We start from the raw sequence: 22,434 nt of genomic DNA, 5'->3' as shown, positions 1-22,434 counted from the left end.
TCATGAAGAATTTTCGATTTATCTGGCATGGACTGTGGGTTGCCCCATATACCCTGTTTCGCCTGATTCCGCAGGCAAATCGTATCATTCGAAATGAACAATCCACAGTGGAAGAACGATTTCAAATGGCATGGAAGATTGTCAATTTTATGCGCAGACATTTCAAAACCAAAACTTACGTATATGGCCTTGAAAACATTCCGAAAGAGGATGGATTTGTCACTTACAGTAATCATCAGGGCAAGTATGATGCCCTTTGCATCTTCGAAGCGATGGACAGACATACCAGTGTGCTCTGGGAGCGAAAGCAGGCAAGCCGTATTTTAAGCCGACAGATTTGTTCCCTGATTGATGCGGTAAAAATTGATTTGCAGGATCCGCGTGATATCGTGAATGCAATTTCAAAATGCACGGATATCGTCAATTCCGGTCGCAATATCATCATCTTTCCGGAGGGCGGATATACGGACAATCATAATGAAATGCAGGATTTTAATACCGGATGCTTTACCGTGAATCTGCGAACCAAATGCACCATTGTTCCGGTGGTATTATATGATGCATATAAAGCGATGAATACGAATCATCTCGGGCGTGTTGAAACACAGGTCCATATCCTGCCGTCGATTCCTTATTCTGAATATGAGGGATTGAAAAAGGCAGAGATCGCAGAACTGGTAAAGGCGCGTATCGAGAAAAAACTGCAGGAGCTTCGTGCGCAATCGCCGGATCAAATCGGCATTGGCGCAGATAAGATATTGGAATACAAAAAATAATGGCTTATAAGAATCTCGAACTCTATGTGCATATCCCGTTTTGCATGAAAAAGTGTGATTATTGTGATTTCCTGTCATTTTCTGCAGATGAGAGGACACAGCGGGATTATGTGGCAGCGTTGTGCAAAGAAATTGAATATTATGGGAAGCAAATCGGTCATCTTTATGAGGTTTCAACTGTATTTCTGGGCGGAGGTACGCCAAGCTGGCTTGACACAGAATACATGGAAGCAATCATGGCTACACTGAAAAAGGCATTTCGCATCAGAGAGGATGCCGAGATTACCGTGGAATGCAATCCGGGAACCGTGACATTGCAAAAACTTGTCGCATACAAAAATGCAGGCATTAACCGGTTATCTATCGGTTGTCAGTCTGCGGATGCACAGGAGCTGAAACTGCTCGGCCGCGTACATACTTTTGAACAGTTTCTCAAAACCTATGAGCTAGCCAGAACGGTCGGGTTCCAGAATATCAATGTTGATCTGATCAGCTGTCTGCCGCATCAGACTGCAGAGAAGTTTTTGAAAACACTGCAGACAGTCTTACGCCTCAAACCGGAACATTTGTCGGTTTATACGCTGATCATAGAGGAGGGAACTCCTTTTTACGAGCGCTACAAATTCGATGATGTGCGACAGCAGGCGGGAATGCAGACAGAGGAACTTCCGACGGAGGATGAGGCATATCGCATTTACAAGATGACACAGGCTTATCTGACGGAAAACGGATATGAGCAATATGAGACCTCCAATTATGCAAAACCGGGATTTGCCTGTAGACATAACATCGGTTACTGGCGCAGAGAAAACTATCTTGGGCTGGGACTGGGAGCCGCTTCCTTATTGGAAAACATTCGTTATTCGAATACAAGGGACCTGTATCAGTACCTGACAGACTGTTATCAGATTACACAGGATCCTGACAAAGCGGGATACGGCAACAATCTGCATGAGAGTGTCTCGGAACTTTCGCGCAAAGAACAGATGGAAGAATTTATGTTCCTCGGTCTGAGAATGCCGGAAGGCGTGTATCGCAGTGATTTCGAAAAGGCATTTGCTATGCCGATGGATGTGATTTATCGGGATGTCATAGAAGAATTAAAAGAGCAGGAACTTTTGATTTCAAAAGAAGGACGTGTGACTTTGACGGACAAAGGACGCGATCTTTCCAATTATTGTATGGCGAAATTCTTATTGTAATTCGCACGATATCAAATTTGATCTCATTAATTATAAAGAAAACATAAAATTAGCATCACAATGTTGACAAGAAACATGGGTGGTGCTATTTTATTTATAGAGCAATTAGCACTCCAATTAAATGAGTGCTAACAACAAAGAAAAATTGCTGATATAGATGAAGGAGGATGAATGACAGAGCTGGAATTGGATGAGCGCAAAATCAAAATATTAGATGCAATCATTCGTAATTATCTTGAAACCGGTGAACCGGTCGGATCGAGAACCATTTCGAAATATACGGATTTGAATCTCAGCTCGGCAACCATCCGAAACGAGATGTCTGATTTGGAGGAGCTTGGCTATATCGTTCAGCCACATACCTCGGCAGGCCGTATTCCTTCAGATAAGGGGTATCGATTCTATGTAGACAATCTGATGCGCGACAATCGTGAAAAAGAGCGTCAGGTCAGCGAAATGAAAGAATTTGTCATTGAGAAGACCGAGAAGATGGAGCAGGTGCTCAAGCAGATGGCAAAGATGCTCGCGGCGAATACCAATTATGCAACAATGGTTACCGCACCGTCTTATCATGGCAACAAAGTAAAATTCATTCAGCTTTCCAAGATGACAGACGGACAGATCCTGGCAGTTGTTGTTTTGAACAACAATATTGTGAAGAACCAGGTAATTGCGGTGGATGAAGAGGAAGAACTCGATAATGATACCTTATTAAAACTCAACATCCTTTTAAACAGTGCGTTAAATGGTCTGTCGATTGATGAAATTAATCTGGCAACCATTTCAAAATTAAAAGAGCAATCCGGAATTCATCAGGGAATTGTCAGCAATGTGATTGATGCATTGGGACAGGCACTTTCCGAAGATGAGGATTTGGAAATCTATACCAGTGGTACGACCAACATCCTGAAATATCCGGAATTATCCACGAACGACAAGGCCTCCGAGCTTTTGTCCACACTCGAAGAAAAGGAAGAGCTTGCACAGCTTGTAAGCGATGTTTTTCATCCGGATGAGCAAAATGAAACCGGAATTCAGGTTTACATCGGTAATGAAGCTCCGATTCAGACCATGAAGGACTGTAGTGTGGTGACGGCAACTTACGAACTTGGCGAAGGTGTCAAGGGAACGATCGGAATTATTGGCCCGAAGCGTATGGATTACGAAAAAGTAATGGACAATCTGAAAAATCTAAAAACGCAATTAGATGACTTATTCGAGAAGAATAAGGGTCCGGGAAAGGAATGACATGTCAGTAGAAATTAAAGACGAAGAAATGAAAGACGAAGAATTAAAAGACGAAGCAACAAACGAGCAGGCTGAGGAAGCAACCGAAGCACAGGATGCAACCGAAGAACAGGAAGCAACCGAAGCACAGGAAGCAACCGAAGCACAGGATGCAACCGAAGCACAGGATGCGACCGAAGCAACTGAAGGCGAGGAAGCTGCCGAGAATGGCAAAAAGCTTTTTAAGAAGAAAAAGAAAGATAAAAGAGACGAGCAGATTGAGGAATTAACCGATCGCGTGAAGCGTCAGATGGCGGAATTCGAAAACTTCCGCAAACGCACCGAAAAAGAAAAAACACAGATGTTTGATATGGGTGCAAAGACCATTGTAGAGAAGATTCTCCCTGTAATCGACAACTTCGAAAGAGGTTTCTCAACAGTAGAGGAAGCAGACAAGGATGACGCATTCGTACAGGGGATGGATATGGTCTACAAGCAACTGATGACAGAGCTGACCAACGCAGGGGTTACACCGATTGAGGCTGTCGGCAAAGAATTCGATCCGGAACTTCACAATGCGGTGATGCAGGTGGAGAGCGAAGAGTTTGAATCCGGAGTGGTAGCACAGGAATTACAAAAAGGTTACATGTACAAAGACCAGGTGGTCAGACATTCCATGGTAGCCGTTGTAAGTTAATAAATGTAAATAATCCAAATGAAAATATTGTATCTAGGAGGAAAAAACAATGGGTAAAATTATCGGTATTGATTTAGGAACAACCAACAGTTGTGTTGCTGTAATGGAAGGTGGAAAGCCTACTGTTATCGCAAACCAGGAAGGTGCAAGAACCACTCCTTCCGTAGTAGCATTTACAAAGACAGGCGAGCGTCTTGTCGGTGAGCCGGCTAAGCGTCAGGCAGTTACCAACGCAGAGAAGACCATCGCATCCATCAAGAGACATATGGGCGAGGACTACAAGGTAGCAATTGACGACAAGAATTACAGCCCGCAGCAGATTTCTGCAATGGTACTCCAGAAATTAAAGGCAGATGCAGAGAGCTATTTGGGTGAGAAGGTAACTGAGGCAGTTATTACTGTTCCTGCTTATTTCAACGACTCTCAGCGTCAGGCAACCAAGGATGCAGGTAAGATTGCAGGTCTTGATGTAAAGCGTATCATCAACGAGCCTACCGCTGCAGCACTTGCATATGGTCTGGACAATGAGCATGAGCAGAAGATCATGGTATACGACTTAGGTGGTGGTACATTTGATGTTTCCATCATTGAGATTGGTGACGGTGTTATCGAAGTATTATCAACCAACGGTGATACACACCTCGGTGGTGATGACTTTGACAACAAGATCACACAGTGGATGATCGATGAATTCAAGAAGACTGAAGGCGTTGATCTTTCTACTGACAAGATGGCACTTCAGAGATTGAAGGAAGCAGCTGAGAAGGCAAAGAAAGAACTTTCTTCCGCAACTACAACCAACATCAACCTGCCATTCATCACTGCAACTGCAGAAGGACCAAAGCACTTTGATGTAAACTTAACCAGAGCAAAATTTGATGAGTTAACTCATGACCTTGTAGAGAGAACCGCAATCCCGGTACAGAATGCAATGCGTGACGCAGGCGTTACCAATGCAGATCTCGGACAGGTATTATTGGTTGGTGGTTCTACCAGAATCCCGGCTGTACAGGATAAGGTTAAGCAGTTGACCGGCAAAGAGCCAAGCAAGAGCCTGAACCCTGATGAGTGTGTAGCAATTGGTGCTTCTATCCAGGGTGGTAAGCTTGCAGGTGATGCTGGCGCAGGTGAAATCCTTCTTCTTGATGTAACTCCGCTTTCACTTTCTATCGAGACCATGGGTGGTGTTGCAACCAGATTGATCGAAAGAAATACAACCATTCCTACCAAGAAGAGCCAGATCTTCTCTACCGCAGCAGACAACCAGACCGCTGTAGATATCAATGTCGTTCAGGGTGAGCGTCAGTTCGCAAGAGACAACAAGTCTCTCGGACAGTTCCGTCTCGATGGAATCCCACCTGCACGTCGTGGTGTACCTCAGATCGAAGTTACCTTTGATATTGATGCAAACGGTATTGTAAATGTATCTGCAAAGGATCTCGGAACCGGTAAGGAACAGCATATTACCATTACTTCCGGAACATCCATGAGCGATGATGAAATCGAGAAGGCAGTTAAGGAAGCTGCTGAATTCGAGGCTCAGGATAAGAAGCGTAAGGAAGCAATTGATGCAAGAAATGATGCTGAATCATTTGTATTCCAGACTGAAGAGGCACTTGGACAGGTTGGAGAAGGAATCTCTGCAGATGACAAGTCTGCTGTTGAGGCTGACATTGCCGCTGTTAAGAGCTTCTTAGAGGCACATCCACAGGCTGAAGAAATGACCGAAGCTGATGTGACCGAGTTGAAATCTCTTCAGGAGAAATTGACAACATCTGCACAGTCTGTATTTGCAAAGATGTATGAGCAGGCTCAGGCTGCACAAGGAGCACAGGGTTCACAGTCTGCAGGACCTGATATGAGCGGTTCATATAATGCAGGTGATGCAACTCAGGCAGGTGCTGATGATGATGTAATTGATGCAGACTTCAAGGAAGTATAAAAATCATTATGGCAGATAAAAGAGATTATTATGAGGTACTCGGCGTAGCCCGAAATGCCTCGGATGCAGAAATTAAAAAAGCATTCCGCCAGACGGCAAAGAAGTATCATCCGGATATGCATCCGGATGATCCGGAATGTGAAGCAAAATTCAAGGAAGCACAGGAGGCTTATGCTGTGCTTTCCGACCCTCAGAAAAAAGCGCAGTATGACCAATACGGACATGCAGCCTTTGACGGAAGTATGGGTGGCGGAGGATTTGACTTCTCCGGCATGGATTTTGGTGATATTTTCGGAGATATCTTTGGCGATTTCTTCGGTGGCGGAAGAAGAAGCAGCGGAACGGAGCGCATGAAAGGCCGCAATGTCCGTATGCAGGTACGCATCTCTTTCGAGGAAGCGGTATTTGGATGTGAGAAAGAACTCGAATTCACATATCAGGAAGAGTGTGCAACTTGTCATGGCACAGGCGCAAAGCCGGGAACACAGCCTGAAACCTGTCCGAAATGTGGCGGTAAAGGAAAAGTGGTTTATTCTCAGCAATCCTTGTTTGGAATGATGCAGAATGTGCAGACCTGTCCTGATTGTGGCGGAAGCGGTAAAATTGTGCGTGAGAAATGTCCGGATTGTCATGGAAGCGGATATATTGCAAAGAAAATCCGCAAGACCATCAGCATTCCTGCCGGTATAGACAACGGGCAGAGTGTGCGCGTGAGAGATTTCGGAGAACCGGGCAAGAATGGCGGACCAAGAGGCGACTTACTCGTAGAAGTGATTGTTGCACGCAATCCGGCATTTGAGAGACAGGATATGAATATTTTCTCCAACGCTTCGATTTCCTATGCGATTGCAGCGCTTGGCGGAGATATCCGAATCAAGACCGTGGATGGAGATATCATTTATACAGTTGCAGCCGGCACACAGACCGGAACCAGAATTCGTTTAAAGGGCAAAGGTGTTCCGTCATTGCGTAACCAGAATGTGCGCGGAGATCACTATGTGACCTTAATCGTGAATACACCGACAGGCCTTTCCAAAGAGGCGAAAGAATTGCTTCGTGAATTCGATGCATTGACTGCCAATTCCCTGAATCAGGAGAATGGAGCAGATGCATCCATGAATAAAAAAGAAGGATTTTTTAGCAAAAAGAAGAAATGATAGTACGAACCTACTATTTTCATGACCTACTAAATATTGTATCATTGATGTGAAAGCGTAAATACATATTGAAACTGCTAAACTGATAGACCGAAATTGACGATATAATATGTAAAGGTTCTTGAAAAAGGGGAGACTGTTATGAGTTTCGAAGAAGAAAAGAGAGCTTTGGAAGCAGAACGACGCAATTTTGAAAAAGAGCGTAAGGAATTTCAAAGAAGAATCGAAATCGAAGATCGACGCCTGGAGCAGCAGCAAAAGCTTTTTGATATGAAATTTAAGATACTCGAAGACGAGCTGAAAAAACTTGCCGCTGAGAAAGAGCAGGTCGCAAAACAGAAAGAATTCTACAGTCGTGTCAGTGATTTTGAATCACAATCTGTGAATCGCTATGAGACTGCAGCTTCTTCCGAGATGTTCTTCTCCGGTGTGGGAAGCAAACAATCGCTTCGCAAGCGTTATCGTGATTTGATCAAGATTTACCATCCGGACAATGTGGATGGAGACAATGGTACCATTCAGGAAATCAATCGTGAATATGACCATTTGAATAAAGTATTTGGATAACAAATATTCCTTTAACTGCCATTTCAGTTGAAATGGCAGTTATTTTGTGTTTATATAACAATTATGAAGAATCAATTAGAATTATGTAATTTATGCCACCGGAATTGTGGTGTTGATCGCCATGCAAAGCAAACCGGATTCTGCGGGATGACAGATGAACTGCGGATTGCGCGGGCGGCTTTGCATTTCTGGGAAGAGCCGTGTATATCCGGAACCAACGGATCCGGAGCAGTCTTTTTCAGCGGATGTTCTTTGCGGTGCATCTATTGCCAAAACCATGAAATTGCCAATGGCAATCGCGGAATTGCTGTTTCTGATGAACGATTGAGCGATATCTTTTTGGAATTGCAGGAACAGGGGGCACACAATATTAATCTTGTGACACCGGGGCATTATATTCCGCAAATCAAAGAAGCATTGCTTCGTGCAAAAGAATTTGGACTTTCTGTGCCAATCGTGTATAATACAGGAAGTTATGAAAATCCGGAAGCATTGAAAACGTTGGAAGGGCTGGTAGATATTTACCTGCCTGACTTTAAATATATGGATTCAAAACTGGCACAGGCCTATTCAAAGGCCCCGGATTATCCGGCCGTTGCACAGGCTGCAATTGCCGAAATGGTACGCCAGACAGGACCGTGCAGATTCGAAGCGGAACCGGGAGAATCCCTGATGACAAGAGGCACCATGGTACGCCATCTGGTTTTGCCGGGGGCACTTGATAATTCGAAACAGGTACTGGAATATCTGTATCGCACTTATGGGAATCGGATTTATATCAGTCTGATGAACCAATATACGCCGTTAAAACGGATTGAGGCATATCCGCAATTGAATCGAAAAGTGACGGAAGAGGAATTCGAAGAAGTTTTTTCGTATCTTTGTGATCTGGGCATTGAGAATGGATATGTCCAGGAGGGCGAGACGGCAGAGGAAAGCTTTATACCATCATTTGATGGGGAAGGAGTGATTGCAAAATGAAATGGAAGAAATATACCATCGATACGACAACCGCAGCAGAGGATTATATGAGCTCCATGCTGATGGAACTTGGCATCGAAGGAATCGAAATTGAAGACAATATCCCTTTGACAAAGGCGGATCAATCCGAAATGTTTATTGATTTTCTGCCGGAACTGCCGCCGGATGAGGGCAAGAGCCGTGTCAGCTTCTATATTGAGGATGACGGAAGCGATACCACGGATTTGCTGATTGCAGTCAAAAAGGGACTTGAAGAATTGAGAAATACGGTGGAAGTTGGAAGCGGAGAAATCACTTCCTCAGAGACTGAGGACCTCGATTGGATTAACAATTGGAAGAAATATTTTTCATCTTTTACAATTGGCAATATTTTGATCAAACCGACATGGGAAGAGATTCAGGCAGAAGATGAAGACAAACTGTTGATCGAAATTGATCCGGGTATTTCCTTTGGAACCGGAAAGCATGAGACAACACAGCTTTGCATCAGACAATTGCAAAAATATATTGGCGATCGTCATCCGAAGGTACTCGATGTCGGATGTGGAAGCGGTATCTTGTCGATTGTGGCATTAAAATTGGGCGCAAGTGCCGTTGTAGGAACCGACCTTGATCCGGACTGTATGACATCCACACGTGAGAATATGCAGGTCAACGGATTGAAGCCGGAATTGGGTGAATTTTATGTCGGCAATCTGATTGATGATGCCGAATTGCAAAATAAAGTCGGCGAAGAAGAATATGAGATTGTCGTTGCAAATATTCTTGCAGATGTGATTATTCCGATGGCACCTGTGATTCCGGCACGTTTGAAGAAAGGCGGTATCTTTATCACCTCAGGCATTATTGATTTCAAAGAAAATGAAGTCAAAGAAGCAATCGAGTCTGCCGGCCTTACGGTTTTGGAAATCAATCATCAGGGAGAGTGGGTCAATATCACCGCTCAAAAAGGATAGGATATGTATCAGTTCTTTGTAGACAATTCGCAAATTCTCGGTGAAAAAATTGCAATATGCGGAGATGATTATAATCATATTGCCAATGTCCTGCGCATGAAGGCAGGCGAAAAAGTGCGCATCAGTGATGAGGATGGACGCTCTTATTTGTGTGCCATTGATTCGTTTGATGTCGATACGGTTTATGCAATGATTTTGGAATATGATGGACTGGGAACAGAATTGAATCATAAAATTTATTTATTCCAGGGTCTTCCGAAAGGAGACAAGATGGAAACAGTGATCCAAAAGTCCGTAGAACTAGGCGTTTATGAAGTGATTCCGGTTGCAATGAAGCGCTGCGTGATGAAGCTCGATGCCAAGCGTGCGGAAAATAAAATCCGCAGATGGAATGCAATCGCAGAAAGTGCCGCAAAGCAGGCCAAGCGCACCATCGTACCTAAAGTGACAGAGCAGATGACCTACCAGCAGGCGCTTGAGATGGCAAGAGAACTGGATGTGGTACTGGTTCCGTACGAAAATGAGCGCGGTATGGATTACACGAGAGAAACCATTCGCAATATCAAACCGGAACAGTCAATCGGCATTTTTATAGGACCGGAGGGCGGCTTTGCGGATGAAGAAATCGCAAAACTTGATGCAGATATGCACAAAATATCGCTTGGACGCAGAATTCTGCGCACGGAGACGGCAGGACTTGCTACCCTGGCTATGCTGATTTATGAACTTGATACCTAGGAAAGGAGCATTTGCTTTCATGGAATGCTATTTGGATAATTCTGCCACGACCAAGTGCAGCCAGGCTGCAACCGAAAAGATGGTAGAACTGTTGACAAAAGAATTTGGCAATCCCTCTTCCATGCATGAAATGGGGATGATTGCCGAAAATGAGGTAAAGGCGGCTGCGGAGAAAATCGCATCCACACTCAAAGTACAACCGAAGGAAATCTATTTTACTTCCGGAGGAACGGAATCCAACAACCTTGCAATTTTGGGTGTGGCGGATGCGGCAAAGCGCAGAGGAATGCATGTCATCACATCGATGATTGAGCATCCGTCTGTTGCAAATCCGTTTCATGTACTCGAAGAGCGCGGTTATGAAGTAACCTATCTTCCGGTGGATGAGCAGGGGCATATTACGCTTTCGGATTTGCAGAATGTCATCAGAGATGATACTATTTTGGTGTCTTTGATGTATATCAATAATGAAATCGGTGCAATTGAACCGATTTCGGAGATCGGTAACTGGCTTAAGGCCAACTATCCTGAAGTGGTTTTTCATGTGGATGCCATTCAGGCCTATGGAAAAATTCTGATTCGCCCAAAGAAGGAAGGAATTGATTTGCTTTCTGTCAGTGGACACAAGATTCACGGACCGAAGGGCAGCGGATTCCTTTATATTCGTGACAAAATCAAAATTCATCCGATTATTTTCGGAGGCGGACAGCAAAAAGGCATGCGATCCGGAACGGAAAACGTACCGGCCATTGCCGGACTTGGTGTTGCGGCACAGGAAATCTATGAGCAGTTTGACGAAAAGATTGCGCATTTGTATGAACTGCGTGATTATTTCATTTCGGAAGTGTCCAAAATCGATGGGGTACGTGTCAATGGTGCAGCCGATCACAGCAATGCACCGCATATTGTCAGTGTCAGCACAAAAGGTGTGCGTGCGGAAGTGTTGCTGCATGCACTTGAAGACAAGCATATTTATGTCTCTGCGGGCAGCGCATGTTCATCCAACAAGCCTGCAGTCAGTGCAACCCTAAAGGCAATCGGATTGCCGAACGATTTGTTGGATGCAACGGTTCGATTCAGCTTCTCTGTTCATACAACCAAAGAAGAACTCGATTATGCATTATCGCAGATGAATCAGCTGATTCCAATGCTACAAAAATATACGAGACATTAGAAAGAGGAAAAACATGTATCAGGCTTTTTTAATCAAATATGCAGAGATTGCAATCAAAGGAAAAAACCGCTATTTATTTGAAGATGCACTTGTGAAAAATATCAATATCAATTTAAAGCAGGTGGATGGCAATTTTAATGTGCGCAAAGAAAACGGACGCGTATATGTCGAGACAGAAGGAGACTACGATTTTGATGAAGTCGTGGAAGCTTTGTCACGCGTGTTCGGAATTGTCGGAATCTGTCCGGTTATTATGATTGAAGATACCGGATTTGATGATATGGCAAAAGCTGTCATCGATCATATCAATGAAGCATATCCTGACAAGCATTTTACCTTCAAAGTGGATGCGAGAAGAGCGCGCAAAAACTATCCGATGACTTCCATGGAAATCAATGCTGCCATCGGAGAACGGATTCTGGAAGCATTTCCGGAAACAAAAGTAGATGTCCATCATCCACAGGTGATGATTCATATCGAGGTCCGTCCTTTAATCAATATCTATTCGACGGAAATTCCAGGACCGGGTGGTATGCCGACCGGTACAGCCGGAAAAGGAATGCTGCTTTTGTCCGGTGGAATCGATTCTCCTGTAGCCGGATATATGGTTGCAAAGCGTGGCGTATCTCTTGAAGCGACTTATTTCCATGCACCTCCTTATACTTCAGAGCGCGCGAAGCAAAAAGTAGTGGATCTGGCAAAAAAGGTTGCAAGATATGCAGGCCCGATCAAATTGAATATTGTCAATTTTACGGATATCCAGTTATATATTTACGAAAAATGTCCGCATGAGGAACTGACGATTATCATGCGTCGCTATATGATGAAGATTGCGGAACATTTCGCAAAAGAGGACGGTTGCCTTGGATTGATTACCGGTGAAAGCATCGGACAGGTCGCAAGTCAGACCATGCAGTCGCTTCTGGCGACCAACGAAGTCTGTGAACTTCCGGTATATCGCCCACTGATTGCATTTGATAAGAATGATATTGTAGCGGTTTCTGAGAAGATTGACACCTATGAGACTTCCATTTTGCCATATGAAGACTGCTGTACCATCTTTGTGGCAAAGCATCCGGTGACAAAACCGAATCTGGAACGAATCAAAAAATCAGAACTTGCATTGAACGAAAAGATTGACGCATTGTTTGAAGAGGCAATTGCATCAACAGAAGTTGTAATCTGCAAGGGAGAATAAAAAACAAAAGAGTCACATTTCTGTGACTCTTTGCTTATGATTAATGAATCGATATAATTATCCCTCGATGAGATATGGTTTTAATACTTCCATGATTTCGTCCAGGTTTGTATCGGTATGAATTGCAAGATCAATCGGTTTTGAAAGATCAAGACTGAAGATACCCATGATGGACTTCGCATCAATAACATAACGACCGGAAATCAGGTCAAAATCAAAATCAAATTGAGAGATTGCATTGACGAAAGACTTTACCTTGCCAATCGAATTTAAGGAAATCTGTACTGTATTCATAATAGTTAGCCTCCTTCGTTTAATATCTATGGTTTGATGTTATCTGTTTTAGGCAAAAAAGTCAATTGCATAAAGGATGAAATTTATGAAAAAAGCTGCCCTACATAATTTAGGTTGTAAAGTAAATGCTTATGAAACGGAAGCAATGCAGGAAATGCTTGCCTGCGCAGGCTATGAAATCGTTGATTTTCATGAAATTGCGGATGTTTATGTAATTAATACATGCTCGGTGACCAATATCGCAGACCGCAAATCAAGACAAATGATTCATCAGGCAAAAAAACGCAATCCGGATGCCATTGTTGTCGCTGCCGGATGCTATGTGCAGACTTCCGAGGAGGAAGCACGCCTTGACCCTGCGATTGATGTTATCATCGGCAATAATCAAAAGAATCAGCTGCTGGACAAAATCAATCAGGCTGCGCAGAGCCGTGCGTTTGAAGAAGCTTATTTTGATATCAACAAAGAAAAAACAATCTTTGAAGAAATGCAATTGAGCAATACGGCAGAGCATACGCGCGCTTTCATTAAAGTGCAGGATGGCTGCAATCAGTTTTGCAGTTATTGTATTATCCCATTTGCACGAGGCCGTGTCAGAAGCCGCAGAATGGATGATGTGGTAAATGAAATCACGAAACTTGCGGCACAGGGATTCCGTGAAGTGGTACTGACCGGAATTCATCTGAGCTCTTATGGGGTAGATTTTGAGGAAAAGACAACACTTTTGGATTTGATCAGAAGTGTGCATGCAATTAACGGCATTGAGCGGATTCGATTTGGTTCACTTGAACCGATGGTGGTGACAGATGAATTTGCATCGGAATTGTCCAAAATGCCAAAAATCTGTCCGCATTTCCATCTGTCTTTGCAGAGCGGATGCGACAAGACCCTGAAAGCGATGAATCGCAAATATACGACAGCGGAATATCTCGAAGGTTGCAACAGACTGCGCAAATATTTTGACAATCCCGCAATTACCACAGATGTCATTGTCGGCTTCCCGGGTGAGACGGAAGCAGACTTTGCGGAGACATTCGCATATCTTGAACAGGTTCATTTTTATGAGATGCACATTTTCCCTTATTCGAGACGAAAGGGAACCGTTGCGGACCGTATGCCGGATCAGATTCCGGAAAAGGTCAAAAAGGAGCGCAGCCACAAATTGCTCGAGTTATCCGCAAAAATGTCTGATGAATATCGCCAAAGCTTTGTGGGAAGAGAAGTGGAAGTACTTTTTGAAGAGCCGTTTACCTATGAGAACCGTGAGTATTATGTGGGCTATACCAAGACTTACATCAAGGTTGTTGTGCCTGCAACAGAAGATTTTACCAATGTGATTTTGAAAGGAAAAATTACCGGTTGCCTTACAAATGAAATCTTTATATTTGAACCGGTTGTATTTTCGGCTGTTCTAGAGTAAAATATATATGATTATCTATTTTCGAGAAAGACAGGGAAATTATGCAGGATATTAACAAGACACAATTTTTCTCCGTTCAACAGGAGCAGGAAGAAGTCAGCGTAAAAGATGTCATTCGTGATGTCTATCACGCTTTGGCAGAAAAAGGATATAATCCGGTCAATCAGATGGTTGGATATATTATGTCCGGAGATCCGAGCTTTATCACCAGCCACAATAATGCGCGCAGCCGCATTATGAAAGTGGAACGTGACGAACTGGTAGAAGAAGTCTTAAAAACATATATTGATAATCATTCCTGGGAGTAAGCAATGCGAATTTTAGGACTTGATTTTGGCTCGAAAACGGTAGGCGTTGCGGTTTCGGATCCGCTCGGGATTACTGCCCAGGGCGTAGAGATTATCACTCGGAAATCACCGGGCAAATTGCGCCAGACACTCGCCCGTATCGAAGAATTATGTGCCACCTATGAGGTTGGACAGATTGTGCTTGGTTTCCCTAAAAATATGAATAATACCGAAGGAGAGCGCTGTGAACTGACGCTTGAATTCAAAGAAATGCTCGAACGCCGTACAGGGCTGCCGGTGGAACTGTGGGATGAAAGACTGACTACGGTATCTGCAGATCGTGCAATGATGGATATGGGCATTCGCCGTGAAAATCGCAAACAATATGTGGATGAGATTGCTGCGATTTTTATTTTGCAAGGTTATTTGGATTTGAAAAGTAATCAAATGAAATAAATTGAGGATTGTATATGGATCGAATTGTTTTTGTAGACCCTGAAACGAATGAGGAATTTGAATTTCAGGTAGAAGAAGAAACAGAAGTTAACGGAACAAAATATTTAATGGTTAGTGACGCTGAGGATTCTGCGTTTATTTTAAAGGAAATTCGCACAGAAGATGAGGAAGTACTTTACGAGGAAGTGGAAGACGATGTCGAATTCAATGCACTCGTGAAAGTATTTGCTGAGCTTTTGGACGAAGAAACATCCTTAGACTATTAAGAATTGTACGGAAAATAATTTTAGGAGGTTTATTTTGAAGAAAGAAAAAAAATTAAATAAAGGCCCAAAGCTTAAGATTATTCCATTAGGCGGATTAGAGCAGATTGGAATGAATATTACAGCTTTTGAGTATGAGGACAGTATCATTGTGGTGGATTGCGGACTGGCATTCCCGGAGAATGATATGCTCGGTGTTGATCTTGTTATCCCGGACGTGACTTATTTGAAAGACAACATCGATAAGGTCAAGGGCTTTTTTATTACCCACGGACATGAGGATCATATCGGTGCGATTCCTTATGTCTTAAGAGAGGTAAATGTGCCTATCTATGCGACCAAGCTTACAATCGGCATCATTGACCATAAACTCGAAGAGCATGATTTGCTCGGAAAGGTCAAGAGAAAGGTTGTAAAATACGGACAGCATATTAATTTAGGCTGTTTTCGTGTGGAATTTATTAAAACAAATCATAGTATTCAGGATGCTGCAGCACTTGCGATTTATTCGCCGGCAGGAATTGTGGTACATACCGGAGACTTTAAAGTAGATTATACACCTGTATTTGGTGATGCAATTGATTTGCAGCGCTTCGGAGAACTGGGCAAAAAGGGCGTGCTCGCGCTGCTTTGCGATTCGACCAATGCCGAGCGACCGGGATTTACCCAGTCGGAAAGTGTGGTTGGAAAAGCATTGGATAATATCTTCTCCGAACATAAAGATTCGCGTATCATCATTGCAACATTTGCTTCCAATGTGGACCGTGTACAGCAGATTATCAACTGTGCACATACCTACGGACGAAAAGTGGCAATTGAAGGTCGAAGCATGGTGAATATCATTTCGATTGCTTCGGAACTTGGATATTTATCATTACCGGATAATATTTTGATTGAGACGGACAGCCTGAAAAACTATCCGGACAACCGTACGGTAATTATTACGACCGGCAGTCAGGGCGAGTCTATGGCAGCTTTATCAAGAATGGCGATGGATACCCACCGCAAGCTGACCATTAAGCCGGGCGATACCATTGTTTTTAGTTCCAATCCGATTCCGGGAAATGAAAAGTCTGTTACGGATATTATCAATGAACTGATGCGCAAGGGTGCGGATGTCATCTTCCAGGATGTGCATGTATCAGGACACGCCTGCATTGAAGATATCAAACTGATTTATTCTCTGGTGAATCCGAAATATTCCATTCCGGTGCATGGAGAATACAAGCATCTTGTAGCACAGGCAAAGATCGCAAAAGAGCTTGGATATGACAATGACCATATTAGGATTCTCTCTTCGGGAGATGTCCTTGAAATTGATGAGGAATCTGCAAAGGTAACCGGCAAAGTACATGTTGGAAATGTCATGGTTGACGGACTTGGTGTCGGTGATGTCGGCAATATCGTTATCCGCGATCGTCAAAAACTCGCGGAAGACGGAATTATTATTGTTGTCATGACACTCGAGCGCGGAAGCGGACAGCTTCTCGCAGGACCGGACATTGTCAGCCGTGGATTTGTCTATGTCCGCAATTCCGAAAGTCTGATGGATGATGCGCAAAGCGTATTGAATGCGACGATGGAGTATTGTCAGGATCATAATATTACAGACTGGGGCAAAATCAAGAATCTAATCAAAGATGATCTTGGTGATTTCGTATGGAAAGAGACACAGCGTCATCCGATGATTATGCCAATCATTATGGAAGTATAGGAGTAATTATGAATGTAAACAAAGCGTTGATTGCTTTTATCAAAGCAGGTATCGCGGTAATCTTTATTTTGTTGATTATTTATATGGCAATGCATTTTAGTGGTGTGGGATTCGATTTTGGATATCGAATCTTCACCGAATCTGCAGTTGACAAAGCGCCCGGCACCGATGTGGTGGTACAGATCAAAGGCGATATGTCCGCTGCAGAAATCGGAGAAATGCTACAGGAAAAAGGCCTGGTTCGCGATGCCAAATTGTTTGAATTGCAATTAAAACTGTCTGCTTATTCCAAAAAAGTCAAAGCAGGTATGTATACTTTGAATACTTCACAGACAGCCAAAGATATGATTGTGATCATGAGCGGTGATACAGTCGAATCGACGGAAGAAACACAAACTACTGGAGAATCAAAATGATAGTGGATGAACGACTTGTGACATTCATCAATTCATTTGATACCGGAAACACACCGATTTTGGATGAAATCGAAAGAGAAGCTCTGGATACCTCCGTTCCGATTATTCGGAAGGAAATGCAGAGCTTTTTGAAATTCTTGCTGGCGGCGCAGCGTCCGCTTCGTATTCTTGAAGTGGGAACGGCTGTTGGCTTTTCGGCAATTTTGATGTGTGAATACAATCCGGTGCAATGTGAACTTGTCACGATTGAAAATTATGAGAAACGTATTCCGATTGCAAAAGAAAATATCAGGCGCGCAGAAAAAGAAGCGCAGATTCGCTTGATAGAAGGCGATGCGATGGAAATTCTTCCAACGCTCGAAGGCGAATTTGATATGATATTCATGGATGCGGCAAAAGGGCAGTATATCAATTTCTTCCCGGAAATCATGCGTTTGCTGAAGCCAAACGGAATACTGGTATCCGACAATGTACTACAGGATGGGGATGTAATCGAAAGCCATTTTATTGTAGAGCGCAGAAATCGTACCATTTATAAGCGTATGCGTGATTATTTGTTTGAATTGACGCATCGCAGAGATCTCGTCACCACCATTTTGCCTGTGGGCGACGGAATCACAGTATCAGTCAAAAAGGAAAGTGTAGAATCATGAACAGAAAAGTAGAATTGCTTGTACCTGCATCGAGTCTGGAAGTGCTGAAAATTGCAGTTATCTATGGCGCAGATGCCGTTTATATCGGAGGCGAAGCTTTCGGACTTCGCGCCAAAGCCAAGAATTTTACCATGGAAGAAATGGCAGAAGGAATCGCTTTTGCACATGCACACAATGTAAAAGTACATGTAACTGCCAATATTCTTGCACATAATTATGACCTTGAAGGGGTGCGTCAGTATCTGACGGAACTTGAAAATATGAAGCCTGATCGTCCGGATGCACTGATTATCGCTGATCCTGCCATCTTTATGATTGCGGGAGAAGTGGCGCCTCATATTGAGCGTCATATCAGTACACAGGCCAACAATACAAATTATGAGACCTATCTGTTCTGGCACAAACTGGGCGCAGACCGCGTTGTGGCAGCAAGAGAATTGTCTCTAAAGGAAATCAAAGAAATCCGTGCACACATTCCGGAAGAGATGGAAATAGAATCTTTTATCCATGGTGCAATGTGCATTTCATATTCCGGCCGTTGCCTGCTTTCCAACTATTTTACGGGAAGGGATGCCAATAAAGGTGCCTGCACACATCCATGTCGCTGGAAATATTCTGTCGTCGAAGAGAAGCGTCCGGGAGAGTATCTTCCTGTCTATGAAAACGAGCGAGGAACCTTTATCTTTAACTCCAAGGATTTGTGCATGATTGAGCACATTCCGGATATGATTGATGCCGGTATCGATTCGTTCAAAATCGAAGGACGTATGAAGACTGCATTATATGTAGCTACTGTAGCCCGCACTTATCGCAAAGCCTTTGATGATTTTTTTACATCACGCGAGCAATATGAAGCAAACATGGACTGGTATCGCGAGCAGATCCGCAGCTGTACCTATCGTCAGTTTACAACCGGCTTCTTCTACGGAAAACCGTCCGAAGATGCGCAAATCTATGATAACAATACCTATGAGCAGGGATATACCTATCTCGGAATTGTCGGCAAACCGAATGCCGACGGTCTTTATCGTATGGAACAGCGCAACAAATTCTCGGTCGGCGAGCAAATCGAAATCATGAAGCCGAACGGAGAAAACCAAATCGCAACCGTTACTGCAATGCGTGATGAAGACGGGCTACCGATTGAATCCTGTCCTCATTCCAAGCAGATATTCTTTGTCGAGCTTGACGAGGGTCGGACACTCGATGAATATGATATCTTAAGACGACGCGAGAACCATCCAATCGCATTGGATTAATATGGAATAATAAAAAACTCCGCCATCATATGATGACGGAGTTTTTTATCCAATCGCTTTGGGATTATAAGTCTGCTGTCAACGCCTTTTGAAGAAGAATGGCATCGATAAGGGTCAGACAGGTCATGGCCTCGACAACAGGTACCGCGCGCGGCACAATGATCGGATCGTGGCGTCCTTTGATGGAGACGGTGATCTCTTCGTGGTCACGATTGACGGTTTGCTGCGGACGGCTGATGGATGGCGTCGGTTTGACAGCCGCACGAAAGATGATAGGAGTGCCGTCGCTGATACCGCCGAGAATTCCGCCGGCATGGTTGGTGGATTTGGTGACGGATCCGTTTTGCGGATCAATGACAAATGCATCATTGTTTTCGGAGCCAAGCATATTGGCAACAGCAAAGCCGTCACCGATTTCAAATCCTTTCACAGCACCGATGGAAAAGATGGCTTTTGCAAGGTTCGCATCGAGTTTTTCGAAGACCGGATCTCCGATGCCGGCAGGGACACCCCGGATGATGCATTCGATGATGCCGCCTGCGGAATCACCTTTTTCCATGCATTCGACAAGATAATCCTCAGCTTTTGAAAATGCATTTGCATCCGGCATACGAAGCGGATTTTGCTCGATTTGAGAAAAATCATAGGTTTCGCAAATAATCGGACCGATGGATTTTGCATATGCGGTCACCGTGATGCCCATGGACTTTAAGAGCAGATCGGCGATTGCACCTGCGGCAACGCGTCCGATGGTTTCACGCCCGGAAGAGCGGCCACCGCCGCGATAATCGCGGAAACCGTATTTCTGATCGAAACAGTAGTCTGCGTGACCCGGACGATAATAGGATGCAATTTCACTGTAATCCTTGGATTGCTGGTTTTGGTTGTGAACCATCATCATGATTGGTGTTCCTGTGGTTTTTCCTTCAAAAACACCGGACAGGATTTCAACGGCATCGCCTTCTTTGCGTGGGGTTGAAAATTTGGATTGCCCCGGAGCTCTGCGGTCGAGATATGGTTGAATCAGGGATTCGCTGAGCGGTAAGCCGGCCGGACAGCCGTCAACGGTTACTCCGATGGCTTTGCCATGTGATTCTCCAAAGGTTGTAATACGAAAAATTGTTCCAAAACTTGATCCTGCCATGAAATGCTCCTTTAATGTAATAAATTAATTAAGTCTCATTATATTGAAACCGATGTGAAATCGCAAGTTTTCACGGCGAATTCATGGAAAAACACGGATAATCATGTTATACTAGCATATGCTAATTGGGTTTTTTTAAAATTTCAATAGATTCGGAGATTATTATGGCAAAATATGATTTGTTAAAAACAGAAGGCCGCGCCAAACGAGGTGTGTTTCATACCGTTCACGGTGACATTCAGACACCTGTATTTATGAATGTCGGCACGGTCGGCGCTATCAAAGGTGCCGTTTCCACAGAGGATTTAAAGCAGATTAAATGTCAGGTGGAATTGTCCAATACCTATCATCTGCATGTGAGAACAGGAGACAAGACCATCAAGGAACTCGGAGGCCTGCACAAATTCATGGTATGGGATCGTCCGATTTTGACCGATTCGGGCGGATTCCAGGTATTTTCTCTTTCCAGTCTGCGCAAAATCAAAGAAGAGGGTGTCCATTTTCGCTCTCATATTGACGGAGCAAAGATTTTTATGGGGCCGGAAGAGAGCATGCAGATTCAGTCAAATCTCGGTTCTACGATTGCGATGGCATTTGACGAATGTCCGCCGGCACTTGCCGAGCGCAAATATGTGGAAGATTCCGTTGCACGCACGACGCGCTGGCTGAAGCGCTGCAAAACGGAGATGGCGCGTCTGAATGCACTTGAGGATACGGTGAATCCAAACCAGTTGCTGTTTGGTATCAACCAGGGCGCGGTATATGATGATATTCGCATCGACCATGCAAAAGAGATTGCAGAGCTCGATCTGGACGGATATGCAGTTGGCGGACTTGCGGTTGGTGAAAGTCATGAGCAAATGTATCATGTGCTCGAGGAGACAGTACCATACTTGCCGCAGAACAAACCGACTTATCTGATGGGTGTCGGTACACCGGCCAATATTCTCGAAGGGGTAGAGCGTGGTATTGATTTCTTTGACTGTGTATATCCGAGTCGAAACGGCAGACATGGTCATGCCTATACAAGATTTGGCAAACTGAATCTGAACAATAAGAAATTTGAAAAGGATATGCGTCCAATCGAAGAAGGATGTCAATGTCCTGCGTGCCGCAACTATTCGCGCGCATACATCCGCCATTTGTTAAAAGCCGGTGAAATGCTTGGGCTTCGTCTGATGGTATTGCACAATCTTTATTTCTACAACAACATGATGGAAGAAATCCGCAATGCGCTGGATGAAGGACGATTTGCACAATACAAAGCTTCCATGCTTGATTCCATGGAACATGGGCAGGATTAAAATTTTATAAACAGCGGGAAAAGGCTTGATTGCCATAGGTTTGTTGTGTAAAATGATTTTTAGCATATTTATTTAGGAGGAACACAAATGTTATCTGTTTTATTAGATTCCGCAAATGGTGCAGCCAATGCGGGTGGCACAGCCGGAATGTTTACAATGGTATTGTGGCTGGTTATTTTATTTGGAGTAATGTATTTCCTTATGATTCGTCCACAGAAGAAGGAGCAGAAGAAAAAGGATGCAATGTTAAGTGAAGTTGGAATCGGTGATACCGTTCTTACAACAAGTGGTTTTTACGGAACAATTATCGATATTCAGGATGATACCGTAATCGTTGAATTCGGAAACAACAAGAACTGCCGTATTCCAATGGCAAAGTCAGCTATTGCTGATGTTGAGAAGCCGGAAGATGCAGCTGCAGCAGCAACTGCTGTTGTAGAAGACAAGGCTGAAGAAAAGAAAGGCCTTTTTGGCAAAAAGAAAAAGGACGCAGAATAATTGCGAAGGGACTACGAGAGTAGTCCCTTTTTTTACGTGATTAATTTTAGTAGTCTCTAAGATGAAATTTTTTAAACATAGAGATTTTTCGCTTGTTTTCTGATATGATAT

The 22,434-nt window shown here is 43.7% G+C and carries 23 protein-coding genes and 1 pseudogene; 22 read left to right on the top strand and 2 right to left on the bottom strand.

Going from position 1 to position 22,434, the window contains the following annotated elements; all coding sequences use genetic code 11:
• Positions 1–2: 2 nt before the first annotated feature.
• The 12 genes from CSX02_RS01265 (at position 3) to thiI (ending at position 12,615) form a co-directional block, all read left to right on the top strand.
• Entirely contained in the window at positions 3–776 is a 774-nt protein-coding gene (locus CSX02_RS01265) for a lysophospholipid acyltransferase family protein (protein WP_099385331.1), read from the top strand.
• Positions 776–1,978 carry a radical SAM family heme chaperone HemW gene (gene hemW / locus CSX02_RS01260; RefSeq protein WP_099385330.1) on the top strand — a complete coding sequence of 401 codons (1,203 nt, stop codon included), beginning with the start codon at positions 776–778 and terminating at the stop codon, positions 1,976–1,978. Before CSX02_RS01265 ends, hemW begins: the two co-directional genes overlap by 1 nt.
• A gap of 171 nt (positions 1,979–2,149) precedes the next feature.
• A complete protein-coding gene (gene hrcA, locus CSX02_RS01255; protein WP_099385329.1) occupies positions 2,150–3,226 on the top strand; it encodes a heat-inducible transcriptional repressor HrcA in 1,077 nt (358 codons plus the stop codon).
• 1 nt (position 3,227) lies between these two features.
• Positions 3,228–3,902, top strand: a complete 675-nt coding sequence (gene grpE / locus CSX02_RS01250) for a nucleotide exchange factor GrpE (protein WP_099385328.1) — start codon at positions 3,228–3,230, stop codon at positions 3,900–3,902.
• 49 nt (positions 3,903–3,951) lie between these two features.
• A complete protein-coding gene (gene dnaK, locus CSX02_RS01245; RefSeq protein WP_099385327.1) occupies positions 3,952–5,844 on the top strand; it encodes a molecular chaperone DnaK in 1,893 nt (630 codons plus the stop codon).
• 8 nt (positions 5,845–5,852) lie between these two features.
• Complete coding sequence (gene dnaJ / locus CSX02_RS01240; protein WP_099385326.1) at positions 5,853–7,001, top strand: molecular chaperone DnaJ; 1,149 nt, start codon at positions 5,853–5,855, stop codon at positions 6,999–7,001.
• Positions 7,002–7,142: 141 nt separating this feature from the next.
• On the top strand, positions 7,143–7,568 hold the full coding sequence (locus CSX02_RS01235; protein WP_051637861.1) for a hypothetical protein: 426 nt from the start codon (positions 7,143–7,145) through the stop codon (positions 7,566–7,568).
• A 63-nt stretch (positions 7,569–7,631) separates the two neighbouring features.
• Positions 7,632–8,549: a radical SAM protein gene (locus CSX02_RS01230; protein WP_099385325.1), complete on the top strand. Its 918-nt coding sequence runs from the start codon at positions 7,632–7,634 to the stop codon at positions 8,547–8,549.
• Entirely contained in the window at positions 8,546–9,505 is a 960-nt protein-coding gene (gene prmA, locus CSX02_RS01225) for a 50S ribosomal protein L11 methyltransferase (protein WP_099385324.1), read from the top strand. Before CSX02_RS01230 ends, prmA begins: the two co-directional genes overlap by 4 nt.
• A gap of 3 nt (positions 9,506–9,508) precedes the next feature.
• Positions 9,509–10,243 carry an RsmE family RNA methyltransferase gene (locus CSX02_RS01220; RefSeq protein ID WP_099385323.1) on the top strand — a complete coding sequence of 245 codons (735 nt, stop codon included), beginning with the start codon at positions 9,509–9,511 and terminating at the stop codon, positions 10,241–10,243.
• A 19-nt stretch (positions 10,244–10,262) separates the two neighbouring features.
• The gene (locus CSX02_RS01215; protein ID WP_099385322.1) at positions 10,263–11,417 is read left to right on the top strand and encodes a cysteine desulfurase family protein; all 1,155 of its coding nucleotides are present in this window, start codon (positions 10,263–10,265) and stop codon (positions 11,415–11,417) included.
• Between the two features lie 13 nt (positions 11,418–11,430).
• A complete protein-coding gene (gene thiI / locus CSX02_RS01210) occupies positions 11,431–12,615 on the top strand; it encodes a tRNA uracil 4-sulfurtransferase ThiI (RefSeq protein WP_031543133.1) in 1,185 nt (394 codons plus the stop codon).
• Positions 12,616–12,672: 57 nt separating this feature from the next.
• Here the strand turns inward: thiI and CSX02_RS01205 are convergent, their stop codons facing one another.
• Positions 12,673–12,909, bottom strand: a complete 237-nt coding sequence (locus tag CSX02_RS01205; protein ID WP_031543135.1) for an HPr family phosphocarrier protein — start codon at positions 12,907–12,909, stop codon at positions 12,673–12,675.
• Between the two features lie 85 nt (positions 12,910–12,994).
• Here CSX02_RS01205 and mtaB point away from each other — a divergent pair, with 85 nt between their 5' ends.
• Genes mtaB through CSX02_RS01165 form a run of 8 tightly spaced genes read left to right on the top strand, consistent with a single transcriptional unit; the run spans position 12,995 to position 19,377 of the window.
• Positions 12,995–14,329: a tRNA (N(6)-L-threonylcarbamoyladenosine(37)-C(2))-methylthiotransferase MtaB gene (gene mtaB, locus CSX02_RS01200; RefSeq protein ID WP_031543137.1), complete on the top strand. Its 1,335-nt coding sequence runs from the start codon at positions 12,995–12,997 to the stop codon at positions 14,327–14,329.
• 41 nt (positions 14,330–14,370) lie between these two features.
• The gene (locus CSX02_RS01195; RefSeq protein ID WP_031543139.1) at positions 14,371–14,637 is read left to right on the top strand and encodes an IreB family regulatory phosphoprotein; all 267 of its coding nucleotides are present in this window, start codon (positions 14,371–14,373) and stop codon (positions 14,635–14,637) included.
• A 3-nt stretch (positions 14,638–14,640) separates the two neighbouring features.
• Positions 14,641–15,072: a Holliday junction resolvase RuvX gene (gene ruvX, locus CSX02_RS01190; protein WP_031543141.1), complete on the top strand. Its 432-nt coding sequence runs from the start codon at positions 14,641–14,643 to the stop codon at positions 15,070–15,072.
• A 14-nt stretch (positions 15,073–15,086) separates the two neighbouring features.
• Positions 15,087–15,338 (top strand): DUF1292 domain-containing protein, encoded by a 252-nt coding sequence (locus CSX02_RS01185; protein ID WP_031543143.1) that lies wholly within the window; start codon positions 15,087–15,089, stop codon positions 15,336–15,338.
• Positions 15,339–15,372: 34 nt separating this feature from the next.
• A complete protein-coding gene (locus tag CSX02_RS01180; RefSeq protein ID WP_031543145.1) occupies positions 15,373–17,049 on the top strand; it encodes a ribonuclease J in 1,677 nt (558 codons plus the stop codon).
• Positions 17,050–17,057: 8 nt separating this feature from the next.
• Positions 17,058–17,465: an endolytic transglycosylase MltG gene (locus CSX02_RS01175; protein ID WP_099385321.1), complete on the top strand. Its 408-nt coding sequence runs from the start codon at positions 17,058–17,060 to the stop codon at positions 17,463–17,465.
• Positions 17,462–18,118, top strand: coding sequence for an O-methyltransferase (locus CSX02_RS01170; RefSeq protein WP_099385320.1), 657 nt, complete (start codon positions 17,462–17,464; stop codon positions 18,116–18,118). The genes CSX02_RS01175 and CSX02_RS01170 overlap by 4 nt, the downstream gene beginning before the upstream one ends.
• Positions 18,115–19,377 carry a peptidase U32 family protein gene (locus tag CSX02_RS01165; protein ID WP_099385319.1) on the top strand — a complete coding sequence of 421 codons (1,263 nt, stop codon included), beginning with the start codon at positions 18,115–18,117 and terminating at the stop codon, positions 19,375–19,377. The genes CSX02_RS01170 and CSX02_RS01165 overlap by 4 nt, the downstream gene beginning before the upstream one ends.
• A gap of 64 nt (positions 19,378–19,441) precedes the next feature.
• Here the strand turns inward: CSX02_RS01165 and aroC are convergent, their stop codons facing one another.
• Positions 19,442–20,521 carry a chorismate synthase gene (gene aroC, locus CSX02_RS01160; RefSeq protein ID WP_099385318.1) on the bottom strand — a complete coding sequence of 360 codons (1,080 nt, stop codon included), beginning with the start codon at positions 20,519–20,521 and terminating at the stop codon, positions 19,442–19,444.
• A gap of 164 nt (positions 20,522–20,685) precedes the next feature.
• On the opposite strand from aroC, the gene tgt reads away from it, so the two are divergent.
• Positions 20,686–21,825, top strand: coding sequence for a tRNA guanosine(34) transglycosylase Tgt (gene tgt, locus CSX02_RS01155; RefSeq protein ID WP_099385317.1), 1,140 nt, complete (start codon positions 20,686–20,688; stop codon positions 21,823–21,825).
• Positions 21,826–21,912: 87 nt separating this feature from the next.
• Positions 21,913–22,245, top strand: a pseudogene (gene yajC / locus CSX02_RS01150) (preprotein translocase subunit YajC); the annotation flags it as partial.
• Positions 22,246–22,434: the final 189 nt, after the last annotated feature.

It is taken from the genome of Agathobacter ruminis, from assembly GCF_002735305.1.
Classification (GTDB): Bacteria; Bacillota; Clostridia; order Lachnospirales; family Lachnospiraceae; genus Roseburia; species Roseburia ruminis.
The sequence above is the reverse complement of the archived record's forward strand: the minus strand, read 5'-3'. Positions and strand labels throughout refer to the sequence as shown.

Excerpts from the sequence above, each read along its gene's own strand:
- hemW (WP_099385330.1), top strand. The coding sequence starts at position 776 with ATGGCTTATAAGAATCTCGAACTCTATGTGCATATCCCGTTTTGCATG.
- grpE (WP_099385328.1), top strand. The coding sequence starts at position 3,228 with ATGTCAGTAGAAATTAAAGACGAAGAAATGAAAGACGAAGAATTAAAA.
- prmA (WP_099385324.1), top strand. The coding sequence starts at position 8,546 with ATGAAATGGAAGAAATATACCATCGATACGACAACCGCAGCAGAGGAT.
- dnaK (WP_099385327.1), top strand. The coding sequence starts at position 3,952 with ATGGGTAAAATTATCGGTATTGATTTAGGAACAACCAACAGTTGTGTT.
- CSX02_RS01220 (WP_099385323.1), top strand. The coding sequence starts at position 9,509 with ATGTATCAGTTCTTTGTAGACAATTCGCAAATTCTCGGTGAAAAAATT.
- hrcA (WP_099385329.1), top strand. The coding sequence starts at position 2,150 with ATGACAGAGCTGGAATTGGATGAGCGCAAAATCAAAATATTAGATGCA.
- tgt (WP_099385317.1), top strand. The coding sequence starts at position 20,686 with ATGGCAAAATATGATTTGTTAAAAACAGAAGGCCGCGCCAAACGAGGT.
- CSX02_RS01170 (WP_099385320.1), top strand. The coding sequence starts at position 17,462 with ATGATAGTGGATGAACGACTTGTGACATTCATCAATTCATTTGATACC.
- CSX02_RS01265 (WP_099385331.1), top strand. The coding sequence starts at position 3 with ATGAAGAATTTTCGATTTATCTGGCATGGACTGTGGGTTGCCCCATAT.
- CSX02_RS01230 (WP_099385325.1), top strand. The coding sequence starts at position 7,632 with ATGAAGAATCAATTAGAATTATGTAATTTATGCCACCGGAATTGTGGT.
- ruvX (WP_031543141.1), top strand. The coding sequence starts at position 14,641 with ATGCGAATTTTAGGACTTGATTTTGGCTCGAAAACGGTAGGCGTTGCG.
- dnaJ (WP_099385326.1), top strand. The coding sequence starts at position 5,853 with ATGGCAGATAAAAGAGATTATTATGAGGTACTCGGCGTAGCCCGAAAT.
- CSX02_RS01195 (WP_031543139.1), top strand. The coding sequence starts at position 14,371 with ATGCAGGATATTAACAAGACACAATTTTTCTCCGTTCAACAGGAGCAG.
- thiI (WP_031543133.1), top strand. The coding sequence starts at position 11,431 with ATGTATCAGGCTTTTTTAATCAAATATGCAGAGATTGCAATCAAAGGA.
- CSX02_RS01205 (WP_031543135.1), bottom strand. The coding sequence starts at position 12,909 with ATGAATACAGTACAGATTTCCTTAAATTCGATTGGCAAGGTAAAGTCT.
- aroC (WP_099385318.1), bottom strand. The coding sequence starts at position 20,521 with ATGGCAGGATCAAGTTTTGGAACAATTTTTCGTATTACAACCTTTGGA.
- mtaB (WP_031543137.1), top strand. The coding sequence starts at position 12,995 with ATGAAAAAAGCTGCCCTACATAATTTAGGTTGTAAAGTAAATGCTTAT.
- CSX02_RS01215 (WP_099385322.1), top strand. The coding sequence starts at position 10,263 with ATGGAATGCTATTTGGATAATTCTGCCACGACCAAGTGCAGCCAGGCT.
- CSX02_RS01185 (WP_031543143.1), top strand. The coding sequence starts at position 15,087 with ATGGATCGAATTGTTTTTGTAGACCCTGAAACGAATGAGGAATTTGAA.
- CSX02_RS01165 (WP_099385319.1), top strand. The coding sequence starts at position 18,115 with ATGAACAGAAAAGTAGAATTGCTTGTACCTGCATCGAGTCTGGAAGTG.
- CSX02_RS01175 (WP_099385321.1), top strand. The coding sequence starts at position 17,058 with ATGAATGTAAACAAAGCGTTGATTGCTTTTATCAAAGCAGGTATCGCG.
- CSX02_RS01235 (WP_051637861.1), top strand. The coding sequence starts at position 7,143 with ATGAGTTTCGAAGAAGAAAAGAGAGCTTTGGAAGCAGAACGACGCAAT.